This is a genomic window from Staphylococcus sp. CWZ226 (assembly GCF_018986355.1).
In the GTDB taxonomy this organism is placed as follows: Bacteria; Bacillota; Bacilli; order Staphylococcales; family Staphylococcaceae; genus Staphylococcus; species Staphylococcus simulans.
Genome location: NZ_JAHMSB010000009.1, coordinates 44,527 through 65,427, shown reverse-complemented (window position 1 = coordinate 65,427; position 20,901 = coordinate 44,527). Strand labels below are relative to the sequence as shown.

Annotated in this window: 24 protein-coding genes; 23 read left to right on the top strand and 1 reads right to left on the bottom strand. The window is 34.5% G+C overall.

The genetic code is table 11. The features are described from left to right. Positions 1-115 precede the first annotated feature (115 nt). The 22 genes from alaS (at position 116) to holA (ending at position 18,494) form a co-directional block, all read left to right on the top strand. Complete coding sequence (gene alaS, locus KRR19_RS08480) at positions 116-2,746, top strand: alanine--tRNA ligase (protein WP_107593443.1); 2,631 nt, start codon at positions 116-118, stop codon at positions 2,744-2,746. Between the two features lie 68 nt (positions 2,747-2,814). Then, the gene (locus KRR19_RS08475) at positions 2,815-3,078 is read left to right on the top strand and encodes an IreB family regulatory phosphoprotein (protein WP_023015119.1); all 264 of its coding nucleotides are present in this window, start codon (positions 2,815-2,817) and stop codon (positions 3,076-3,078) included. A gap of 3 nt (positions 3,079-3,081) precedes the next feature. Continuing rightward, positions 3,082-3,507 carry a Holliday junction resolvase RuvX gene (gene ruvX / locus KRR19_RS08470; protein ID WP_002481101.1) on the top strand — a complete coding sequence of 142 codons (426 nt, stop codon included), beginning with the start codon at positions 3,082-3,084 and terminating at the stop codon, positions 3,505-3,507. A 24-nt stretch (positions 3,508-3,531) separates the two neighbouring features. Next, positions 3,532-3,843: a DUF1292 domain-containing protein gene (locus KRR19_RS08465; RefSeq protein WP_002481100.1), complete on the top strand. Its 312-nt coding sequence runs from the start codon at positions 3,532-3,534 to the stop codon at positions 3,841-3,843. Positions 3,844-4,085: 242 nt separating this feature from the next. Then, a complete protein-coding gene (locus tag KRR19_RS08460; protein WP_156666496.1) occupies positions 4,086-4,727 on the top strand; it encodes an O-methyltransferase in 642 nt (213 codons plus the stop codon). Next, positions 4,724-5,647 (top strand): peptidase U32 family protein, encoded by a 924-nt coding sequence (locus KRR19_RS08455; protein WP_156666497.1) that lies wholly within the window; start codon positions 4,724-4,726, stop codon positions 5,645-5,647. Before KRR19_RS08460 ends, KRR19_RS08455 begins: the two co-directional genes overlap by 4 nt. A gap of 12 nt (positions 5,648-5,659) precedes the next feature. Next, the gene (locus KRR19_RS08450; protein WP_105977996.1) at positions 5,660-6,931 is read left to right on the top strand and encodes a peptidase U32 family protein; all 1,272 of its coding nucleotides are present in this window, start codon (positions 5,660-5,662) and stop codon (positions 6,929-6,931) included. Next, positions 6,931-7,557, top strand: a complete 627-nt coding sequence (udk, locus tag KRR19_RS08445) for a uridine kinase (protein WP_156666499.1) — start codon at positions 6,931-6,933, stop codon at positions 7,555-7,557. The genes KRR19_RS08450 and udk overlap by 1 nt, the downstream gene beginning before the upstream one ends. Positions 7,558-7,582: 25 nt before the next feature. After that, entirely contained in the window at positions 7,583-8,065 is a 483-nt protein-coding gene (gene greA / locus KRR19_RS08440; protein WP_002481095.1) for a transcription elongation factor GreA, read from the top strand. 207 nt (positions 8,066-8,272) lie between these two features. Continuing rightward, entirely contained in the window at positions 8,273-8,959 is a 687-nt protein-coding gene (locus KRR19_RS08435) for a 5'-methylthioadenosine/adenosylhomocysteine nucleosidase (protein ID WP_105977997.1), read from the top strand. Between the two features lie 20 nt (positions 8,960-8,979). Continuing rightward, the gene (locus KRR19_RS08430; protein WP_002481093.1) at positions 8,980-9,507 is read left to right on the top strand and encodes a YqeG family HAD IIIA-type phosphatase; all 528 of its coding nucleotides are present in this window, start codon (positions 8,980-8,982) and stop codon (positions 9,505-9,507) included. Next, on the top strand, positions 9,508-10,605 hold the full coding sequence (gene yqeH, locus KRR19_RS08425) for a ribosome biogenesis GTPase YqeH (RefSeq protein ID WP_002481092.1): 1,098 nt from the start codon (positions 9,508-9,510) through the stop codon (positions 10,603-10,605). Between the two features lie 12 nt (positions 10,606-10,617). After that, entirely contained in the window at positions 10,618-11,427 is an 810-nt protein-coding gene (gene aroE, locus KRR19_RS08420) for a shikimate dehydrogenase (RefSeq protein WP_002481091.1), read from the top strand. Continuing rightward, entirely contained in the window at positions 11,428-11,718 is a 291-nt protein-coding gene (gene yhbY / locus KRR19_RS08415; protein WP_002481090.1) for a ribosome assembly RNA-binding protein YhbY, read from the top strand. 3 nt (positions 11,719-11,721) lie between these two features. After that, complete coding sequence (locus KRR19_RS08410; protein WP_002481089.1) at positions 11,722-12,294, top strand: nicotinate-nucleotide adenylyltransferase; 573 nt, start codon at positions 11,722-11,724, stop codon at positions 12,292-12,294. Continuing rightward, on the top strand, positions 12,284-12,868 hold the full coding sequence (gene yqeK / locus KRR19_RS08405; RefSeq protein ID WP_002481088.1) for a bis(5'-nucleosyl)-tetraphosphatase (symmetrical) YqeK: 585 nt from the start codon (positions 12,284-12,286) through the stop codon (positions 12,866-12,868). Before KRR19_RS08410 ends, yqeK begins: the two co-directional genes overlap by 11 nt. Beyond that, on the top strand, positions 12,869-13,219 hold the full coding sequence (gene rsfS, locus KRR19_RS08400; RefSeq protein ID WP_002481087.1) for a ribosome silencing factor: 351 nt from the start codon (positions 12,869-12,871) through the stop codon (positions 13,217-13,219). It abuts the gene before it with no gap. Continuing rightward, on the top strand, positions 13,220-13,936 hold the full coding sequence (locus KRR19_RS08395; RefSeq protein ID WP_156666503.1) for a class I SAM-dependent DNA methyltransferase: 717 nt from the start codon (positions 13,220-13,222) through the stop codon (positions 13,934-13,936). It begins immediately after the preceding gene. A gap of 53 nt (positions 13,937-13,989) precedes the next feature. Next, positions 13,990-14,673 carry a ComEA family DNA-binding protein gene (locus KRR19_RS08390; RefSeq protein ID WP_156666504.1) on the top strand — a complete coding sequence of 228 codons (684 nt, stop codon included), beginning with the start codon at positions 13,990-13,992 and terminating at the stop codon, positions 14,671-14,673. Positions 14,674-14,743: 70 nt separating this feature from the next. Continuing rightward, positions 14,744-15,205, top strand: coding sequence for a ComE operon protein 2 (locus tag KRR19_RS08385; protein ID WP_002481084.1), 462 nt, complete (start codon positions 14,744-14,746; stop codon positions 15,203-15,205). Between the two features lie 7 nt (positions 15,206-15,212). Further along, positions 15,213-17,450 carry a DNA internalization-related competence protein ComEC/Rec2 gene (locus KRR19_RS08380; RefSeq protein ID WP_216733587.1) on the top strand — a complete coding sequence of 746 codons (2,238 nt, stop codon included), beginning with the start codon at positions 15,213-15,215 and terminating at the stop codon, positions 17,448-17,450. A gap of 69 nt (positions 17,451-17,519) precedes the next feature. Beyond that, positions 17,520-18,494 (top strand): DNA polymerase III subunit delta, encoded by a 975-nt coding sequence (holA, locus tag KRR19_RS08375; RefSeq protein WP_156666506.1) that lies wholly within the window; start codon positions 17,520-17,522, stop codon positions 18,492-18,494. Between the two features lie 32 nt (positions 18,495-18,526). Here holA and rpsT read toward each other — a convergent pair whose 3' ends face one another. Then, positions 18,527-18,778 carry a 30S ribosomal protein S20 gene (gene rpsT, locus KRR19_RS08370; RefSeq protein ID WP_216733586.1) on the bottom strand — a complete coding sequence of 84 codons (252 nt, stop codon included), beginning with the start codon at positions 18,776-18,778 and terminating at the stop codon, positions 18,527-18,529. A gap of 265 nt (positions 18,779-19,043) precedes the next feature. Here rpsT and lepA point away from each other — a divergent pair, with 265 nt between their 5' ends. Beyond that, the gene (gene lepA, locus KRR19_RS08365) at positions 19,044-20,867 is read left to right on the top strand and encodes a translation elongation factor 4 (protein WP_002481079.1); all 1,824 of its coding nucleotides are present in this window, start codon (positions 19,044-19,046) and stop codon (positions 20,865-20,867) included. Positions 20,868-20,901 lie beyond the last annotated feature (34 nt).

The window sequence follows — 20,901 nt, the reverse complement described above, 5'->3', positions numbered from 1 at the left end:
CATAACTAGGGTGGTACCGCGATGCATTCGTCCCTTTGAGGATGAATGCATTTTTATTTTGTGAAAGAACCTATACGGCAATGTTTTAAATATGTATATTAGGAGTGAGTTATTTATGAAGCGATTAAAAGCGAGTGAAATCAGACAAAATTTCATTGATTACTTTAAAGAAAATGGACATATGGTCGAACCTTCTGCACCTTTAGTACCGATTGATGATGATTCATTATTATGGATCAACTCAGGTGTTGCGACATTAAAAAAATACTTTGATGGACGAGAAATTCCAAAAAAACCACGTATCGTGAACGCGCAAAAAGCGATTCGTACAAACGATATTGAAAACGTTGGTTTTACTGCACGCCACCATACTTTCTTTGAAATGTTAGGGAACTTTTCTATTGGTGATTATTTCAAACGTGAAGCGATTGAATTTGCTTGGGAATTCTTAACTAGTGATCGTTGGATGGGTATGGAACCTGAAAAATTATACGTGACCATTCACCCTGAAGATATGGAAGCTTTCGATTTATGGCACGATGTCATCGGTTTAGATGAAAGCCGTATTATTCGTATTGAAGGCAACTTCTGGGATATCGGTGAAGGTCCATCAGGTCCGAACACAGAAATCTTCTATGACCGTGGTCCAGACTATGGTCAAGATGATCCGGCTGAAGAAATGTATCCAGGTGGCGAAAACGAACGTTACTTAGAAGTTTGGAACTTAGTATTCAGTGAATTCAACCATAATCCAGATCATACGTATACACCACTTCCAAATAAAAACATTGATACCGGCATGGGTCTAGAACGTATGGCATCGATTGCGCAAAATGTACGTACTAACTATGAAACTGACCTATTTATCCCAATCATTGAAGAAGTTGAACAAATTTCAGGTAAGAAATATCAACAAGATGCTACGCAAGATGTTGCATTCAAAGTCATTGCGGATCATATCAGAACCATCGCATTCGCAATCGGTGATGGCGCTTTACCAGCAAATGAAGGTCGCGGTTATGTCTTACGCCGTTTATTACGTCGTGCAGTTCGTTTCAGCCAATCTTTAGATATCAACAAACCATTTATGTATGAACTTGTCGATACAGTGGCAGACATTATGGAACCTTACTATCCAGAAGTAAAACAAAAAGCAGATTTCATTAAACGTGTCATTAAATCTGAAGAAGAACGTTTCCACGAAACATTAGAAGAAGGCTTAGCAATTTTAAATCAATTTATCAAAACAGCTAAAAACGGCGATAAAATGATTAAAGGTGAAGATGCGTTCAAATTATATGATACGTATGGTTTCCCAGTTGAATTGACTGAAGAAATCGCTGGTAACGAAGGTTTAAGTGTCGATATGGCAACATTCGAAACAGAAATGCAGCAACAAAGAGATCGTGCACGTCAAGCACGTCAAAATTCACAATCAATGCAGATTCAAAGTGAAGTGTTGAAAAATATCACGACAGATAGTGAATTTGTCGGTTATACACATACAGATTATCAAACGGAGTTAACAGACTTAATTTATAATGGCGAAGCGGTAGAACAAGCAGATGCGGGTGAAACAGTTTACTTTATTTTAAGACAAACACCATTCTATGCTGTTTCAGGCGGACAAGTGGCTGACCAAGGTACAGTCGGCAATGACAACTTCGAAATTGAAGTGACTGAAGTAACGAAAGCACCAAATGGTCAAAACTTGCATAAAGGTATCGTGCAATTCGGTCAAGTCACAAAAGGTGCACAAGTCGACGCTTCAGTTAACCAAGAAGAACGCCGTGCTATTACGAAAAACCATAGTGCAACCCACTTATTACATGCTGCGCTGAAAGAAGTGTTAGGTGACCATGTCAATCAAGCAGGTTCACTCGTTGAAGGCGAACGTTTACGTTTTGACTTCTCACATTTCGGTCCTGTGACTAAAGAAGAATTAGAACAAATTGAACGTCGTGTCAATGAACAAATCTGGAACGGCATCAATGTTTCAATCAAAGAAATGCCGATTGAAGAAGCCAAAGCTTCAGGTGCAATGGCATTATTCGGTGAAAAATATGGCGATATTGTCCGTGTTGTAGATATGAAACCATTCTCAATTGAATTATGCGGCGGTATTCATGTTCAAAACACATCAGAAATCGGTTTATTTAAAATTGTCAGCGAATCAGGTACAGGTGCTGGTGTCAGACGTATTGAAGCCTTAACAGGTAAAGCAGCATTCTTATACCTTGAAGGTATCCAAGATAAATTCAATGAAGTGAAACACTTAGTGAAAGCTAAAGACGATACACAAGTGGCTGAAAAAGTAACGCACGTGATTGACAGCGAAAAACAATTACACAAACAATTAGAACAACGTAACCAAGAAATCACTGCACTAAAAATGGGCAGCTTAGATGATCAAGTTGAAGACATTAACGGGTTGAAAGTATTAGCGTTACAAGTAGAAGCAGACAATGCGAAAGCCTTAAGACAAACTATGGATGATTTCAAATCTAAATTACAAGATGCGGTCATCATTTTAGCAAGTGATGTCGGTGGTAAAGTTGCTTTAGTTGCGACGGTACCGAAATCAGAGACAAATAAAGTCAAAGCAGGCGACATTATTAAAGAAATGGCACCTGTTGTCGGCGGTAAAGGCGGCGGTCGTCCAGATATGGCACAAGGCGGCGGCAGCGAGCCAAGTAAGATAACAGATGCATTACAATTCATTAAAAACTACATTAAATCACTATAATCTCCTTGCACTCTCATGTAGAATAGAGGATGTATCAGCCTACTATAGTAGAAGGAGTGTGTAGTAAAATGAACAATTTTGATAAAACAATGCGTTTCAATATTGAAGAAGTACCAAAAGATGATGTTAAATCCGTGCTGACTAATGTGTATCGTACCCTTGAAGAACGTGGTTACAATCCAGTAAACCAAATTGTAGGATATTTACTTTCAGGAGATCCTGCGTATATCCCACGTCATAACGAAGCAAGAAATCAAATCAGACGTATCGATCGTGATGATATCATGGAAGAACTTGTTTCTAATTATTTGAAGGTATCAGATAAAGAATAATCAATGTTATCACATAAAATTATCGGATTAGATGTTGGCAGCAAAACAGTCGGCGTTGCTGTGAGCGACTTAATGGGTTGGACTGCTCAAGGCTTAGATACACTCCGAATCAATGAAGAAGAAAATGAATTAGGTATAGACCGCTTGGCAGCTATCATCAAACAAGAGGATGCAGATACTGTCGTGATAGGATTACCGAAGAACATGAATAATTCTATTGGATTTAGAGGCGAAGCTTCGTTAAAATACAAAGAAGCACTCCTTGAAGCATTACCAGATCTTAAAGTGGTAATGTGGGATGAGCGCCTAAGTACAATGGCAGCTGAAAGGTCATTGTTAGAAGCAGATGTTTCTAGAAAAAAACGCAGCAAGGTCATCGATAAAATGGCAGCTGTGTTTATCTTACAAGGCTATTTAGATTCACTTTAATTTACCGTAAAAGGAGCGTTATTTATGTCAGAGAAAAATCAAAATCAAGAAGCGGAATTACAAATCAATAACGATGAGGAATTATTAACTTTATTCGATGAAGAAGGCAATGAAGTCCTTTATCGTAAAGTATTAGAATTTTATCATCCTGAATTTGACAAAGAATATGTCATTTTAGCTGAAGAAGGCGAAGCGTCAGACGACGATGATATGATTGAATTAATTCCGATGATCAATGTCCCAGATGAGTCTGGTGACGGCGGTAAATTCTTACCAGTTGAAACTGAAGAAGAGTGGGACATGATTGAAGAAATCGTTAACACTGAAATGGAATAAATGAGCAGTTATGAAGCGGAGGTTATCCTCCGCTTTTTTCGTGCCTCGAAATACAATTTGCACTTGACTCATAACAAAGTATTTTGCAGATATTCATTCTGAGTACTTAATATTCAATAGGTTTTATGGTAAAATATGTAAAGTTAAATAATGATATGTGCAACAGCGATATAAGAATCAGTCAAACTGCGACTGATTTATTTTTATTCTTTTGTACATTGTATGGATAAAGGAAGAGAAATATGAGCAAAAATGAAAGTTATTTAGTTGCGTTATCACAAAAGCATTCCCATCCATTAGAAAGATTAAGACCTTATGCGATAGAACATGAGGTACCGATTATTCATCCTTTATCATTAGATATGATCAAACAGTTGATACGCATCCATCAGCCTAAGCGTATTTTAGAAATCGGTACTGCTATTGGCTATAGCGCTATGCATTTTGCGTCTGTTGATCCTTCTGTGCATATATGGACGATTGAACGTGATAAAAACATGTATCAACAAGCTGAACAAAACATTGAAGACTTTGGATATCAAACGCAAATTCATATGATTTATGGAGATGCGAGAGAAACATTTGACCAAGTCTCTGATACACTGTTCGATATGATATTTATCGATGCGGCAAAAGCACAAACAAAGAAATTCTTTGAACTGTATACCCCCATGCTTAGAGAAGGCGGTTTAGTCGTCATTGATAACATTTTATATCATGATTTTGTTGCTGATATTGATGTAGTTCGCAGCAGAAATATTAAACAAATGGTGAAGAAGATTCAAAAGTTCAACGCATGGTTAAATGATAACGAAGCATATCAAACAAACTTTTTAGATATAGAAGACGGTTTAGCAATAGCCGTAAAAGGAGACTCGAAATGACAGAATTACTCGTGACACCTAAATCAGTCGCACATATTGAGACTTTAATTGAAAAAGGTGCTGATGCTTTTGTGATAGGCGAACAAAAGTTCGGTTTACGCTTAGCAGGTGAATTTGATCGTACTGCGATGATAGAAGCGGTCGATATCATTCATGCACATGGCAAAAAAGCATATGCGGCTGTTAACGGTATTTTTCATAACTATCACTTAAACGCTGTAGAAGATTATATTGATTTCTTACACGAAATCAGAGTAGATCGCATTATCTTCGGTGACCCGGCAGTCGTGATGTATGTTAAAGCACAACAAAACCCAATTGCTTTGAACTGGGACGCTGAAGCATTAGTCACAAACTACTTCCAGTGCAATTACTGGGGTAAACGTGGTGCGAAACGTGCTGTACTTGCGCGCGAATTGAATTTAGAAGAAATCTTGAACATTAAAGCACATGCGGATGTTGAAATTGAAGTACAAGTCCATGGTATGACATGTATGTTCCAATCAAAACGTATGCTGCTCGGCAATTATTATACATTCCAAGACAGACAAATGAAGATAAAACGTAATGAAACAGACAAGGATTTATTGTTATATGATGAAGAACGCGAAAATCAATATCCGGTGTTTGAAGATTATAACGGCACACATATTATGTCACCGAATGATATCTGCTTGATTGAAGAGCTAGAGCCGTTGCTTGAAGCGGGCATCGACAGCTTGAAAATTGATGGTGTATTACATACAGAAGAATATATTAACGTATGTACAGAACAATATAGAGAAGCCATTGATTTATATCATGAAGACCCTGAAGCTTATGAAGATGAAAAATTCATGCTCGTTGATCCGATTGAAGCCATTCAACCAGACCATCGACCATTCGATGAAGGATTCTTATTCAAACATACCGTTTATTAAGGAGGAAAAATCTTGGTTACTCAAGTTAAAGAAGTAAAAACACAAGCTAAACGCCAAGTGAAAAAGCCAGAGTTGCTTGCACCTGCAGGTAACTTGGAAAAACTGAAAATTGCTGTACATTATGGGGCAGACGCAGTCTTTTTAGGCGGACAAGAATATGGACTCCGTTCTAATGCTGATAACTTCACAATGGAAGAAATCAAAGAAGGCGTTGAATTCGCATCACAATACGGTGCAAAAATTTATGTCACAACAAATATCATCGCGCATGATGAAAATATGGATGGTTTAGAAGATTATTTAAGAAATCTAGAAGCCACAGGCGCAACAGGAATTATTGTTGCGGACCCATTGATTATTGAAACATGTAAACGTGTCGCACCTAAACTTGAAATTCATTTATCAACACAACAATCACTAAGTAACTATAAAGCAGTAGAGTATTGGAAAGAAGAAGGTTTAGATCGTGTTGTACTTGCACGTGAAACAGGCGCAATGGAAATGAAAGAGATGAAAGAAAAAGTAGATATCGAAATCGAAGCTTTTATCCATGGCGCAATGTGTATCGCATATTCCGGCCGCTGTACTTTAAGTAATCATATGACAGCACGTGACTCTAACCGCGGCGGATGCTGCCAAAGCTGTCGTTGGGATTATGACTTATTAGAAGTCGATGAAGATGGCGACTTAGACTTGTTTTATAAAGAAGAAGAAGTCGTTCCATTTGCGATGAGTCCTAAAGACTTGAAGTTAATCGAATCTATTCCAAACATGATGGATATCGGTATTGATTCACTTAAAATCGAAGGACGTATGAAATCAATTCACTATATTGCGACTGTTGTTTCTGTCTATCGTAAAGTGATTGATGCTTATGCAGCAGACCCTGACAACTTTAAAATTAAACCAGAGTGGTTAATAGAATTAGATAAATGTGCTAACAGAGACACTGCTTCTTCATTCTTTGAAGGCACACCAGGTTATCAACAACAAATGTTCGGTAATGAATCTAATAAGAAAACACCATATGATTTCTGCGGTTTAGTGTTAGACTATGACAAAGAAACAAAAATGGCGACAATACAACAGCGTAATCACTTTAAACCTGGACAAGAAATTGAATTCTTCGGTCCTGAAATCGATAACTTTACACAAGTCGTCGAAGCGATTTATGACGAAGAAGGCAATGAATTAGATGCTGCACGTCACCCACTTCAAATTGTTCAATTTAAAGTGGATCATGATATTTATCCAAACAACATGATGCGAAAGGAAATAGGATAATGAAAGCCACTACCATTATAGGCATTGCAGGCGGTTCTGGATCAGGTAAAACATCAGTCACAAACGAAATTCTGCATAATTTAGAAGGTCATAGTGTTGCATTAATTGCACAAGACTACTATTATAAAGACCAATCACATTTAACATTTGAAGAACGCTTACAAACGAATTATGACCATCCGTTTGCGTTCGATAATGATTTATTGATTCAAAATCTAATCAATTTACGCAATGGTATACCTGTAGAGGTACCGACGTATGATTATGTCAATCATACGAGAAGCCCTGAAACCATTGCATTTCAACCGAAAGATGTTATTATCGTAGAAGGAATATTTGCACTAGAAAACAAAACATTACGTGATTTAATGGATGTTAAGATTTATGTCGATACCGATGCAGATTTACGTATCTTAAGACGCTTGATGCGTGATACGAAAGAGCGAGGTCGCTCTATGGAATCTGTCATTGATCAATATATGTCTGTCGTACGTCCGATGCATAATCAATTCATCGAACCGACTAAACGTTATGCGGATATTATTATCCCTGAAGGCGGCAGTAATAAAGTTGCTATCGATATAATGACGACAAAAATCCAATCATTAATACAAAATCAACAGTAACACTTGAGTAAAGGAAGATGAAAATATGGAAAACCAAAAACAATATCCAATGACCCAAGAAGGTTTTGAAAAGCTAGAACAAGAACTTGAAGAATTAAAAACTGTCAAACGACCTGAAGTCGTAGAAAAAATCAAAGTTGCACGTTCTTTCGGGGACTTATCTGAGAACTCTGAGTATGATGCAGCGAAAGATGAACAAGGTTTCATTGAACAAGATATCCAACGTATTGAACACATGATTCGCAATGCATTGATTATTGAAGATACAGGCGATAACAATGTGGTACAAATCGGGAAAACTGTGACATTTGTTGAACTGCCTGATGGCGATGAAGAAGTGTATCAAATTGTTGGGTCTGCAGAAGCAGATGCATTCAATGGCAAAATTTCAAACGAATCACCGATTGCAAAAAGTTTAATCGGTAAACACCTAGAAGACGAAGTTCGTGTACCACTTCCAAACGGTGCAGAAATGAAAGTGAAAATTACTAATATTCAATCACAATAATCATTTATCACAAAGGCTGATATCGCTTTATGATAAATAGATAACAAAGGGTTGGTGATACTTTTGTTTGAAGCTTGCTTCAAATGGACAAAAGTAAAGCGCCAACCTTTTTTATGTGATGATCGTGGTGAACATGGTCTTTGGTCGTTGCACTAGACAAATTATGATAAAATATCACTGATAGTTCATTTGAAAGGGGAAATGGCAATGATAGGAATCATTGGCGCAATGGAAGAAGAAATAATGATATTAAAAGAACATATTGAGGGTTTAGAAGAAGTTACCATTGCTCATGTAAAATTTTATAAAGGTAAAATTAATGATAAAGCAGTCGTCTTGACGTTAAGCGGTATCGGTAAAGTTAACGCAAGTATCTCCACTGCTTTACTTATTCAACAATTCTCCCCAGAGGCAATTTTGAATACAGGTTCTGCAGGGGCGCTAGATCACTCGTTGAATGTGGGTGATGTCTTAATTGGAACAGAAGCGATGTATCATGATGCGGATGCGACGGCATTTGGTTATGAATTGGGACAAATTCCGAATATGCCGATTGCGTATGAAGCGGATGATAACTTAGCAGAATTAGCACAAGCTGTTATTGAGAAACAAAACTTAACAGGTCGCTTAGGTATGATTGTCAGCGGCGACAGTTTTATCGGTGAAGTTAAACAACGTGAATACATTAAAGAACATTTCCCTAAAGCTATGGCTGTAGAGATGGAATCTGCAGCAATTGCACAAACATGTTATCAATTTAACACACCGTTTATTATTACAAGAGCAGTATCAGATTTAGCGAATGGCGAAGCAAATATTACGTTTGATGAATTCATTGGAGAAGCAGCGAAAACATCAAGTGAAACTGTACTCCAAATGTTAAAATCATTATAAAGATAAGGTGGATTAATGTAATGGGAATTTTAAGTAGGAATTTTATGCCGAATGCTTATGTTAAATCAATCCATGAAATAGACTTTGATCAGTTAGCAGAAAATGGAATCAAAGGCGTTATTACGGATTTGGACAATACATTAGTAGGTTGGGACGAAGCTGATCCGACACCGGCAGTCATTCATTGGTTTAATATGTTGAATGAAAAAGGTATCAAAGTGACAGTGGTTTCAAATAACCATCAAGGCAGAGTGTCTAGTTTCTGCCAACCACTCAAAGTCAACTATATCTTTGAAGCTAAAAAACCGATGGGAAAAGCCTTTAAACATGCATCAGAACGTATGGGATTAAAACCTGAAGAGACTGTTGTTATTGGTGATCAAATGATGACAGATGTCTTTGGCGGTAATAGACGCGGCATGTATACTGTTATGGTTGTTCCTGTTAAAAAAACTGATGGATTTATCACGAAATTCAATCGAATTATTGAAAGACGTTTATTACACAGATACAAAAGAAAAGGCTATATTAAATGGGAGGAAAATTGATTGACAGAAACGAAATGTATTGGATGCGGTGCGACTTTACAAGCCGATGATCCAAAGAAACCAGGTTATGTGCCAGCGCACAATCTGCATAAAGAAGATGTGATATGTCAACGCTGTTTCAGATTAAAAAATTATAATGAGATTCAAGATGTGGGTATGGATAGCCAAGATTTCTTGGACTTATTAAATCATCTTGCAGATAAAAAAGGACTTGTAGTCAATGTTGTAGATATCTTTGATTTTGAAGGTTCCTTCATAAATGCTTTAAAGCGTATTGTAGGGAATAAAAAAGTGATTCTTGCAGCGAATAAAATTGATTTATTACCTAAACAAATTAATAAACGCCGTGTTAAAGATTGGTTGAAAAAATCCGCGCGAAAATATGGGTTGGAAGCGGAAGATGTTGTTTTAATTTCTGCAGAAAAAGGATACGGGATTCAAGATTTATTAGAAGCTATCCAACAACACCGAAAACAAGAAGATGTTTATATCGTAGGCACAACCAACGTTGGGAAATCTACATTAATCAATAAACTGATTGAACAAAGTGTAGGTGAAAAGAATGTAGTAACAACTTCACGATTCCCAGGAACAACTTTAGATTTAATAGATATTCCATTAGACGATCATTCATTTATGTACGATACACCTGGTGTCATACAAGATCATCAAATGACGCATTATGTTTCTGAAAAAGAACTTAAACAAATTATGCCTAATAAAGAAGTAAAACAACGTGTTTATCAATTAAACGAAGAACAAACACTCTTCTTTGGAGGATTAGCAAGAATCGATTACGTTTCTGGAGGTAAACGCCCACTGGTTTGTTATTTTTCTAATAATTTGCCGATTCATCGGACTAAAACTGAAAAAGCCAATGAGTTATGGCGTACTCAGCTCGGTAAATTATTAGCACCACCAAGTAATAAAGATGATTTTAATTTAGACGAAATGAAAGCAGTACGCTTGGAAACGGGTAAAGAGAAGAGAGACGTAATGATTGCAGGGTTAGGTTTTATAACAATTGGACCTGGAGCAAAAGTTATTGTCAGAGTTCCGAAATCAGTTGATGTTGTATTGAGAAATTCAATCATGTAGCAGGTGATAGTTATGAAATTTGCAGTAATCGGTCATCCTATAGACCACTCGTTATCTCCAATTATGCACGACGCAAACTTTAAAGCGTTAAAGCGAGATGACACTTATGAAGCATTAAACATTCCACCAAAACATTTTCATTTAATTAAAGAAATTATAAATGAAAAACAATTGGATGGTTTTAATATTACTATTCCGCATAAGGAAAACATTATACCTTACCTTGATGAAATAGATTCACATGCCGAAACAATTGGCGCTATTAATACAGTGAAGATTGAAAATGGTCGTTGGTTAGGTTATAACACTGATGGCATTGGTTATGTTAAAGGGTTGCAAGAAGTATATCCAAAACTAGAAAATGCAAAAATATTGCTAATAGGAGCAGGTGGCGCTAGTAAAGGTTTAGCAGCCGCATTGAATGAGATTGTTACAACACCTTTAGCTGTTGCGAATCGTACAATGAGCAGATTCGATACTTGGGATTTATCTGTAGAACAATTAACGCTAAGTGATGCTGAAAAAATGTTGGATCGTTTTGATATTGTCATAAATACTACACCTGCTGGAATGAATAAAAATAAAGATGTAGTGATATCATTAGACAACCTAGCACCTCACACACTTGTTAGTGATATCGTCTATATTCCATCCAAAACGCCGATATTAGCACTCGCTGAAGAAAAAGGTAATCCTATATATAATGGCTTGGATATGTTTGTTAATCAGGGTGCTGAAAGTTTTAAAATTTGGACAGGTCAAACAGCTGATACTGAGGCGATGAAAACGGCAGTAATCGAACAATTAAAAAGGAGAAATTAAATGCTTACAGGAAAACAAAAGAGATTTTTAAGAAGTAAAGCGCATCATGTGAACCCTACTTTTCAAATTGGAAAAGCTGGTTTAAATGAAAATATGATTGAGCAACTAGATGAAATTTTAGAAAATAGAGAGTTAATAAAAATTCATATCTTACAAAATAATATGGATGATAAAAGTGAACTTGCACGAGCTGTAAGTGAAGCAACAAATAGTGAATTGGTACAAGTAATTGGGTCTATGATTGTTCTATACAAAGAATCAAAAGAAAATAAGCAAATTGAATTACCTTAATTAATGACGCAATCAATAGTATTATACGGGGGCCAATTCAATCCAATTCATACAGCACATTTAGCTGTAGCAAGTGAAGTGTATCATCAATTAAAACCAGATCGTTTTTTATTTTTACCGAGTTACATGTCACCACTTAAAAGCCATAATTCTGAATTAAACACAACGCATCGTCTAAAGATGTTAGAGATCGCTACAGAAGAATTAGGATTTGGTGAGGTATGCTTGGATGAAATAGAACGACAAGGTCAAAGTTATACTTACGACACACTAAATGCAATTAAATCTGAACATCCTGATTCAAGACTTTTCTTTATTATCGGCACAGACCAATACGAACAATTAGAACGTTGGTATCGTATTGATGAACTTAAACAAATTGTTACATTTGTTGTTGTCAATCGAGGTAAAGAAGTACAGGAAGTATCAGAAGACATGATAGCTGTAAGGATACCTAGAATTGATATCAGTTCATCATTGATTCGTCACCGTGTACAATCAGGTGAATCAATACAAATTCTAGTTCCTAAACAGGTTGAATCATATATCAGAAGGGAGCGATTATATGAAAATTGAAGAAGCTATCAAACTAGTTGAAGAAAAACTGCCAAAGAAAAGATATAAACATTCATTAAGAGTAGCTGAGACAGCAAAACATTTAGCTGAAATCCATAAAGGGGACGTGGAAAAAGCTGAACTTGCTGGTGTTTTACATGACTTTTCAAAATATGATGATTTAGGATATATGTATCAAATTGTAGGTCAGCATAATTTAGACCCAGATTTATTAAGTTATGGTTCAGAAATTTTACATGGCCCAGTCTGTGCAGTTATTATGAAAGAGAAGTATGGTATTACTGATGAAGAAGTATTAGCTGCTATTCACTATCATACGACTGGTCGTGCACAAATGACAAAAACAGAAAAATTGGTTTTTATTGCGGACTATATTGAACCAAAAAGAGAAATACCAGGCGTTGAAGAAATTAGAGGAATGGCAGAACAACCAGGCAACTTAGATCAAACAATTTATGAAATCTCTAAAAGAACAGTGCTATTTTTAATTGGTAAAGATATCAGTGTGTACAAAGCGACGATTGATTGTTTAAACTACTATAATTTCAGTGATGAAAGAATAAAGGATGATTAAATGCAAGTAGAACAAATTTTAGATATAGCGATTAAAGCAGTTGAAAGTAAAAAAGCAGAAGAAGTTATTTCACTTAATTTAGAAGGTATTCATGATATGGCAGACTACTTTGTTATTTGTCATGGTAATAATGAACGTCAAGTACAAGCAATCGGTAGAGCGGTAAAAGAAGCTGCAGATAAAGAAGGTATTAATGTTTCAGTGTTTGAAGGTTTAAACGAAGCAAGATGGATTTTATTAGATTTATCTGGTGTTATCGTACACATCTTCCATAAAGATGAACGCGGCTATTATAACATTGAAAAACTTTATAGAGATGCACCGATGAAAACATATGAGGAAGCTTATTAAATGAGCCAGTATGAAGGCTTTAGCCAATATTATGATGAGCTTACACAAGATCAACCATACAATCAATGGCTAGAAATTATACGACAAGCAACTTCTAAGCGAACTAGTATATTGGATATTGGCTGTGGTACTGGTAGTTTGACGACGTTATTAACTGATTTTAAAAGTGTAACAGGAATGGATTTAAGTAGTGATATGCTCGCAGTTGCTTCCCAAAAGTCTGATTCAGTTAGATGGATTGAGGGTGACATGACAGATTTTGAATTAGGTCAAAATTTTGATGTCATTACTATATTGTGTGATTCATTAAATTATATTACTGATCAACATGATGTTATTGAAACATTTAAACATGTATATCGCCATTTAAATACTGATGGAACATTTATCTTTGATGTCCACTCAAAGTTTAAAATGAATACGCTATTTGCAAATCAAACATATATTGATGAAACTGAACATATCTTTTTAGCATGGGAAGCAATTCAAGGTGATTTACCTGACAGTGTATGGCATTATATGACTTTCTTTGAACAACAAGACGATAGAAGTTATCGACGTTTTGATGAAGAGCATTTTCAAAAAACATTCAGCGAACAAGCATATATTGAAATGCTTAATGAAGTTGGTTTTAGCCACATTCATACATTTTATGACTTTGATATTAAAAATCATGATGAACAAAGCGATCGCTTATTCTTCATAGTTAAAAAATAAAAGAAGAAAAATCACTCCTTTAAACGTTTAAAAGATAAAGGAGTGAATTTTTTATGTTAGAACAGTTAAAACACTACTATAACCAATATAAGCATTTCTCATGGTTATTGGTTATTGCAGTTATTGTGCTTGCTTTTATTTTAATGAAACTACACTCTGATAGTAGTAACCAAGAAATAGAATCAACTGCTCAAAATGTGAGCAACTCTCATTTAGATAATGACAAACAAAATTTTTCAAATAAGAGAGAATCAAACAAAGAGGCCGACACAGAAACTGAAGCAAATAGAAAAACTAAAGTAGTAGTGGTAGATGTTAAAGGAGCTGTTGAACACCCTGATATTTATGAAATGAAAGATAATCAACGTATAAAAGATGTGTTAAATAAAGCAAAGCTAACGAGCAAGGCTGATTTAACAACTATCAATCTTTCGGAGAAATTAACTGACCAAAAAATGATTTTCATACCAGAGAAAGGTCAAAATCTAACAACAAGTAGTAGCATAAGCACCTCTAGTACACAAAGCACTAATAAATCACCACAAACGAAAGTTAACCTTAACAGTGCCAAAGAAAATGAATTAACTACTGTGAACGGCTTAGGGCCTTCTAAAGCAAAGGCGATCATTGAATTTAGAGAAACAAAAGGACCTTTTAATAGTGTGGATCAATTGAAAAATGTTAAAGGTATCGGAGAAAAATCGTTCGAGAAGTTAAAAGAATATTTTACAGTTTAACAATATTGATTTATTACTGTGCAGATTTGTAATAAAATAGTATTGTTATAAGACAAAGGAGGTTCAAAGTGTGGAAAGAATTAAATGGGAAGAATACTTTATGGCTCAAAGCCATTTGTTATCTCTTCGCTCAACATGTACAAGATTATCTGTAGGGGCTACTATAGTGAAAGATAATAGAATCATAGCTGGTGGCTATAATGGTTCAGTTGCAGGTGAAGTACATTGTATTGACGAAGGTTGTTTAATGGAAGATGGACATTGTATAAGAACAATACATGCAGAAATGAACGCGATTCTTCAGTGTGCAAAACAGGGTGTTTCAACTGAAGGAGCAACGATATATGTCACACATTTCCCATGTTTGAACTGTACGAAATCTATTATTCAAGCAGGTATTAAGAAAATCTACTATGCTAAAGATTACCATAACCATGATTATGCTTTAAAATTACTGAAACAATCAGGGATTGAATATAAAAAAATACCATTTGATGCCGATCAAGTTGCAGAATTCTTAACGAAGAAGTGATTCATATTTGATATATATCGCACTTGCATTTTTAGAAGGCATCTTATTGATATATAATAAGCCGCTTGCATACATTCTTGCCGGCTTATTATTTTTAATGTTATACAAAAGAAAGCTACCAATATTATTAACCATATTGATATTATGTCAACCTATAATAAGTTATGAAATTTTCTCTAGCCATATAAAGTCTAATATTCAAGATTTAAAGTGGTTTAAGATTCATAGTCATTTGAATAATCGCATTGAAATTACTCAATTAAAGGTTAAAAACGAAAAATATGTAGAAGGGATAGCAAAATTACAAAATCATTCAGTCAAACTTTTCTATTTTCCAAAGCAAAAAAGTCATTTAATTGAATTGAAAAAGTTACCCTCAAACTTAAATTGTATTGTAGAAGGGCAGCTAAAAGTTGATTCGGATTTTAACGACACGATTTCACTTATGGTAAATAAATTTAATGCGAAATCGTGCACTGCTATCGAGTCAAATTCCGTTCATTCAATAATTGAAAAACACAAGGCTTTTTCATTAACTCGCTTAAAATCAAATTCTCCATACTGGCAAAATACTTATGCAATGATTACAGGGGATGTCAGTTATATTGATAAAGGTGCAATTGAACTTGATAAAGAAATCGGCATTTATCATCTATTGGCCGTAAGTAGTTCACATGTCGTTGTAATAGCATCTATATTTTACTTTGTATTTAATCGTTTCTCTATTCCTCTTTTTATTACAAAGACTTTTATTATCTTCGTATTGTTTTTATTTGCTTATTATACTAATTTTGCACCGAGCGCTTTAAGAGCAATACTTTGTATGTCCTTAGTCATGATTATTCCAAAAAGATTCTATCAATCATTATTAGACATACTAGCAACAGTCTTCCTTTTTTTATGTGTTACCAATCCTGATATCGTTTTTGATATTGGATTTCAATTCTCATTCTTAATCACTTTTTTCATTATGTTATGCGCTCCAATTTTAAAAACATTAACAACTATACAATCTATGTATGCAATGACATTCATAGCACAAATCGGATCATTTTTAGTGAGTGCGTTTCATTTTAATCAGATTCAGTGGATTGGTTTTGTTGCTAACTTCATCTTTATACCATTTTATTCATTCATTCTATTTCCCATTGCTATCTTAACTTTTTTCTATTATCAATTTTTTGGTTCAAATCTGTTATTAAATCAAATAATCTCGTTTAGTTATTGGTTACATGACACGCTCTTAATTCCGATTTTCAAGCATTTAACATGCTATAGATGGTTTATAGGGGAAATGAACAGCTTACTTTTAGCTGGTACCCTTATTTGGCTCGTATTGATGCTTACGTTAACTACAAATGGCAAAATAAAAAATTCTACTGTTATTTTTATACTTGGAAGTATCATTATTACTTATTCAGCATCATTACCACATTTAAGATTTACAGCACTTAATGTTGGACAAGGAGATTCTTTTTTATTTGAAACAGGAGCTAGACAACGCATATTAATAGACACAGGAGGTAAGGCACAAAACGAAAATGAGCTCTTTGATTTTAGTACCAAGAATGCAAATGCTTCTCATTCTATCAGCAAGTTTCATGTGCTTCCAACCCTCCGTAAAAGGGGTATTTCTTCGTTAGATTATGTCATTATTACACATCCACATGCTGATCATATCGGTGAATTAGATTATATAATTAGCCATGTTCACATTAAACGCTTAATCATTAATTTTAAAAGTTATCCCACTCACACATTAATGCAATTGAAAGACTTGTGTCATAAATATAAAACCACTCTATTAGATGTTAATAGTATTTCTTCGATTAAACTAGGAGATAATAAAATAAAATTTTATAATACGGCAATCACTCAAAGTAAGGATTTAAACGATCATTCAATAATAGCTTTGATACAAACTAAGACCTATAACATATTAACAACTGGAGACGCGACAATAAAAAATGAACAGAAGTTGCTATCGAATTATAAACTTCCGAAAATAGATATATTGAAAGTAGGACATCATGGCAGTAAAACAAGTAATAGTGAAGTATATTTAAATACTATTCATCCTACTTATAGTATTATATCGAGCGGTCAAAACAACGTATATAAATTACCTAATAAATCTGTAGTAGATAGATTAAAAAAAGTAGGTACTAAGTTATACAATACGCAAAACAATGGGGAAGTGACTTTCAAATTAAATAAGGAAATTGAGGTGGAAACTGAAAAATAATTATAAATGGTCTGACTATCGGACAAATGATATAATACTTAAGTATGCTAATTTTGAGAGGTGCAAGTTGTGGAAAATAATATTATTACTATTTATGGTGAAGTTCCAGAGCTTATAGAAAAGAAAACGCAAGAACTTACACAACAGTATTTGCAAGGTGAAAAAGATGAATTCAATTATGCAAGTTTTAATTTAAATGAAACTGAAATCAGTGTATGTATTGAAGAAGCTTTAACTTTACCGTTCTTCTCTGACTTGAAGGCTGTTATTGTGAAAAACGCTTATATCTTTACAGGTGATAGAGGTAATAAAGATTTAAATCATAATATAGAGCAACTGCAGGAATTTATTGAAAAATATGATGGTCCTTCATTGGTTATATTTGAAGTTTATAATCCTAAGCTAGACGAGCGTAAAAAGCTTGTTAAAAGCTTAAAAAAATATACAAAACTGGTTAAAATCGAGCAAATGTCTGAAGATGAGCTTAAAAATTGGATTAAGCATACCTTAAATGAACAATATAAGGATATTAAACAAGATGCTTTGAACTTATTTATTGATTTAACAGGTATAAATTTTAACTTAGTTAAACAAGAGTTAGAAAAAATTATCTTATATTTAGGAGATCGTCCAACTATAACTAAACAAGGTGTTGAGACAATTGTAAATAGAAGCCTAGAGCAGAACGTTTTCTTATTAACAGATTATATTCAACAAGGAAAAAAAACTGAAGCAGTGCATTTAGTGAATGATTTAATTACTCTAAAAGAAGAACCAATTAAGTTGTTGGCTTTGATTGCTAGTAATTTCAGGTTATATTATCAATGCAAAATTCTAGCTAAAAAAGGTTATTCACAAGCTCAAATCGCTAAAACTGTCAGTGTCCATCCATTTAGAGTGAAATTAGCATTGAGAGCATCTAGACAGTATGATTTGAAGCACTTGATGAATATTATGAATGCATGTGCTGAAACTGATTATAAATTAAAATCTTCGTATATGGACAAACAGCTTATATTAGAACTCTTTATTTTATCCATATAAAAAAAGTTCAAGCAGATGCTTGAACTTTTTCATTATTTAGCTGCAACCATTAATTTTGATTTAATGCGGTCAGCTTTATTTGAGTGAATTAAGTTAGCTTGATAAGCTTTGTCGACTTTTTTCACAGCGATACGTACTAATTCATTTTTGTTTTCAGCGTTTTCAGCGATAGCTGTTTTCGCACGTTTAACTGCAGTACGCATAGCATTTTTTTGAGAAATGTTTTGTGCTTCAGCTTTGTTAGTTGTTTTAACACGTTTAATAGCAGATTTAATATTTGGCATTGAATGTCACCTCCTAAAAGTGATCTATGATCATCAAATAAATATTTGATTACAACAAGAAACATTTTATCAAATGTACTATTAAACTGCAATCATTTATTTTCAATGAAGCTTTTAACAAGCGATGATTTACAGTAAAATAGAGTCTGTCAGTAAAATGTACATGAAATTGCCATTAGTTGCAATTATGGGGCAAACACGTTATTATATCAAAGAATATCATACATAATGCTCTATTTGAATATTATGAAAGTGAGTAGATAGAATGAATAATGAAGAACGGTTAAACCGACAAGAAAATATTAGAAACTTTTCTATCATTGCCCATATTGACCATGGAAAGTCAACGTTGGCTGATAGAATTTTAGAAAACACTAAAAGTGTTGAAACACGAGAAATGCAGTCACAATTATTAGATTCAATGGATTTAGAAAGAGAACGCGGTATCACTATTAAGTTGAATGCGGTTAGATTAAAATACGAAGCTAAAGATGGTAAGAATTATATTTTCCACTTAATTGATACACCAGGGCATGTCGATTTTACTTATGAAGTTTCTCGTTCTTTAGCAGCATGTGAAGGGGCTATTTTAGTTGTAGATGCTGCACAAGGTATCGAAGCACAAACACTGGCAAACGTATACCTTGCACTTGATAATGACTTAGAATTACTTCCTGTAGTGAATAAGATTGATTTACCAGCTGCAGATCCTGAACGTGTTAAACAAGAAATTGAAGATGTTATTGGTTTAGATCAAGATGATGTAGTTTTAGCAAGTGCTAAATCTAATATTGGTATTGAAGAAATATTAGAAAAAATCGTTGAAGTCGTACCACCACCAGAAGGCGATCCTTCTGAACCATTAAAAGCATTAATTTTCGACTCTGAATATGATGCTTATAGAGGTGTTATTTCTTCAATTCGAATTATGGATGGCGTAGTTAAAGCAGGGGACAAAATCAAAATGATGGCGACTGGTAAAGAATTCGAGGTAACCGAAGTTGGTATTAACACACCTAAACAACTTCCAGTCGAAGAACTAACTGTTGGAGATGTTGGCTACATCATCGCAAGCATCAAAAATGTGGATGATTCACGTGTAGGGGATACTATCACACATGCAGAACGCCCAGCAGCACAACCATTAAAAGGTTATAAAAAAATGAATCCAATGGTGTTCTGTGGTTTATTCCCAATTGATAATAAAAAATACAATGATTTAAGAGAAGCCTTAGAAAAATTACAGCTGAATGATTCATCACTAGAATTCGAACCTGAGACTTCTCAAGCTTTAGGCTTTGGTTTCCGTACAGGATTCTTAGGCATGCTGCATATGGAAATTATTCAGGAACGTATCGAACGAGAATTTGGAATCGAATTAATTGCGACAGCTCCATCTGTAATTTATGAATGTATTCTAAAAAATGGTGAGAAAAAAATCGTTGATAATCCAGCACAAATGCCTGAGAGAGATCAAATTGATGAAATTTATGAGCCTTACGTTAGAGCAACAATGATGGTACCGAATGATTATGTAGGTGCCGTTATGGAATTATGCCAACGTAAGCGTGGACAATTTATCAATATGGACTATTTAGATGATATTCGTGTCAATATTATTTATGAAATTCCACTTTCAGAAGTAGTATTTGATTTCTTCGACCAACTTAAATCAAATACAAAAGGCTATGCTTCATTTGATTATGAACTTATCGGCTATAAAGAAAGTGATTTAGTTAAAATGGATATCTTATTAAACGGCGAAAAAGTAGATGCTTTAAGTTTTATTGTTCATAAAGAATTTGCATATGAACGCGGTAAAGCGCTTGTTGAAAGATTAAAAACGTTAATCCCTAGACAACAATTCGAAGTACCCGTACAAGCTGCAGTTGGCCATAAAATCATTGCCCGTACAAATATTAAATCAATGGGTAAAAATGTACTTGCGAAATGTTATGGTGGGGATATCAGCCGTAAACGTAAATTATTAGAAAAGCAAAAAGCAGGTAAAGCAAAAATGAAAGCAGTAGGTAATGTTGAAATACCTCAAGACGCTTTCTTAGCAGTATTAAAAATGGATGAAGATTAATAATAAGGTTGGGACTCTAATGTCCCAGCTTTTT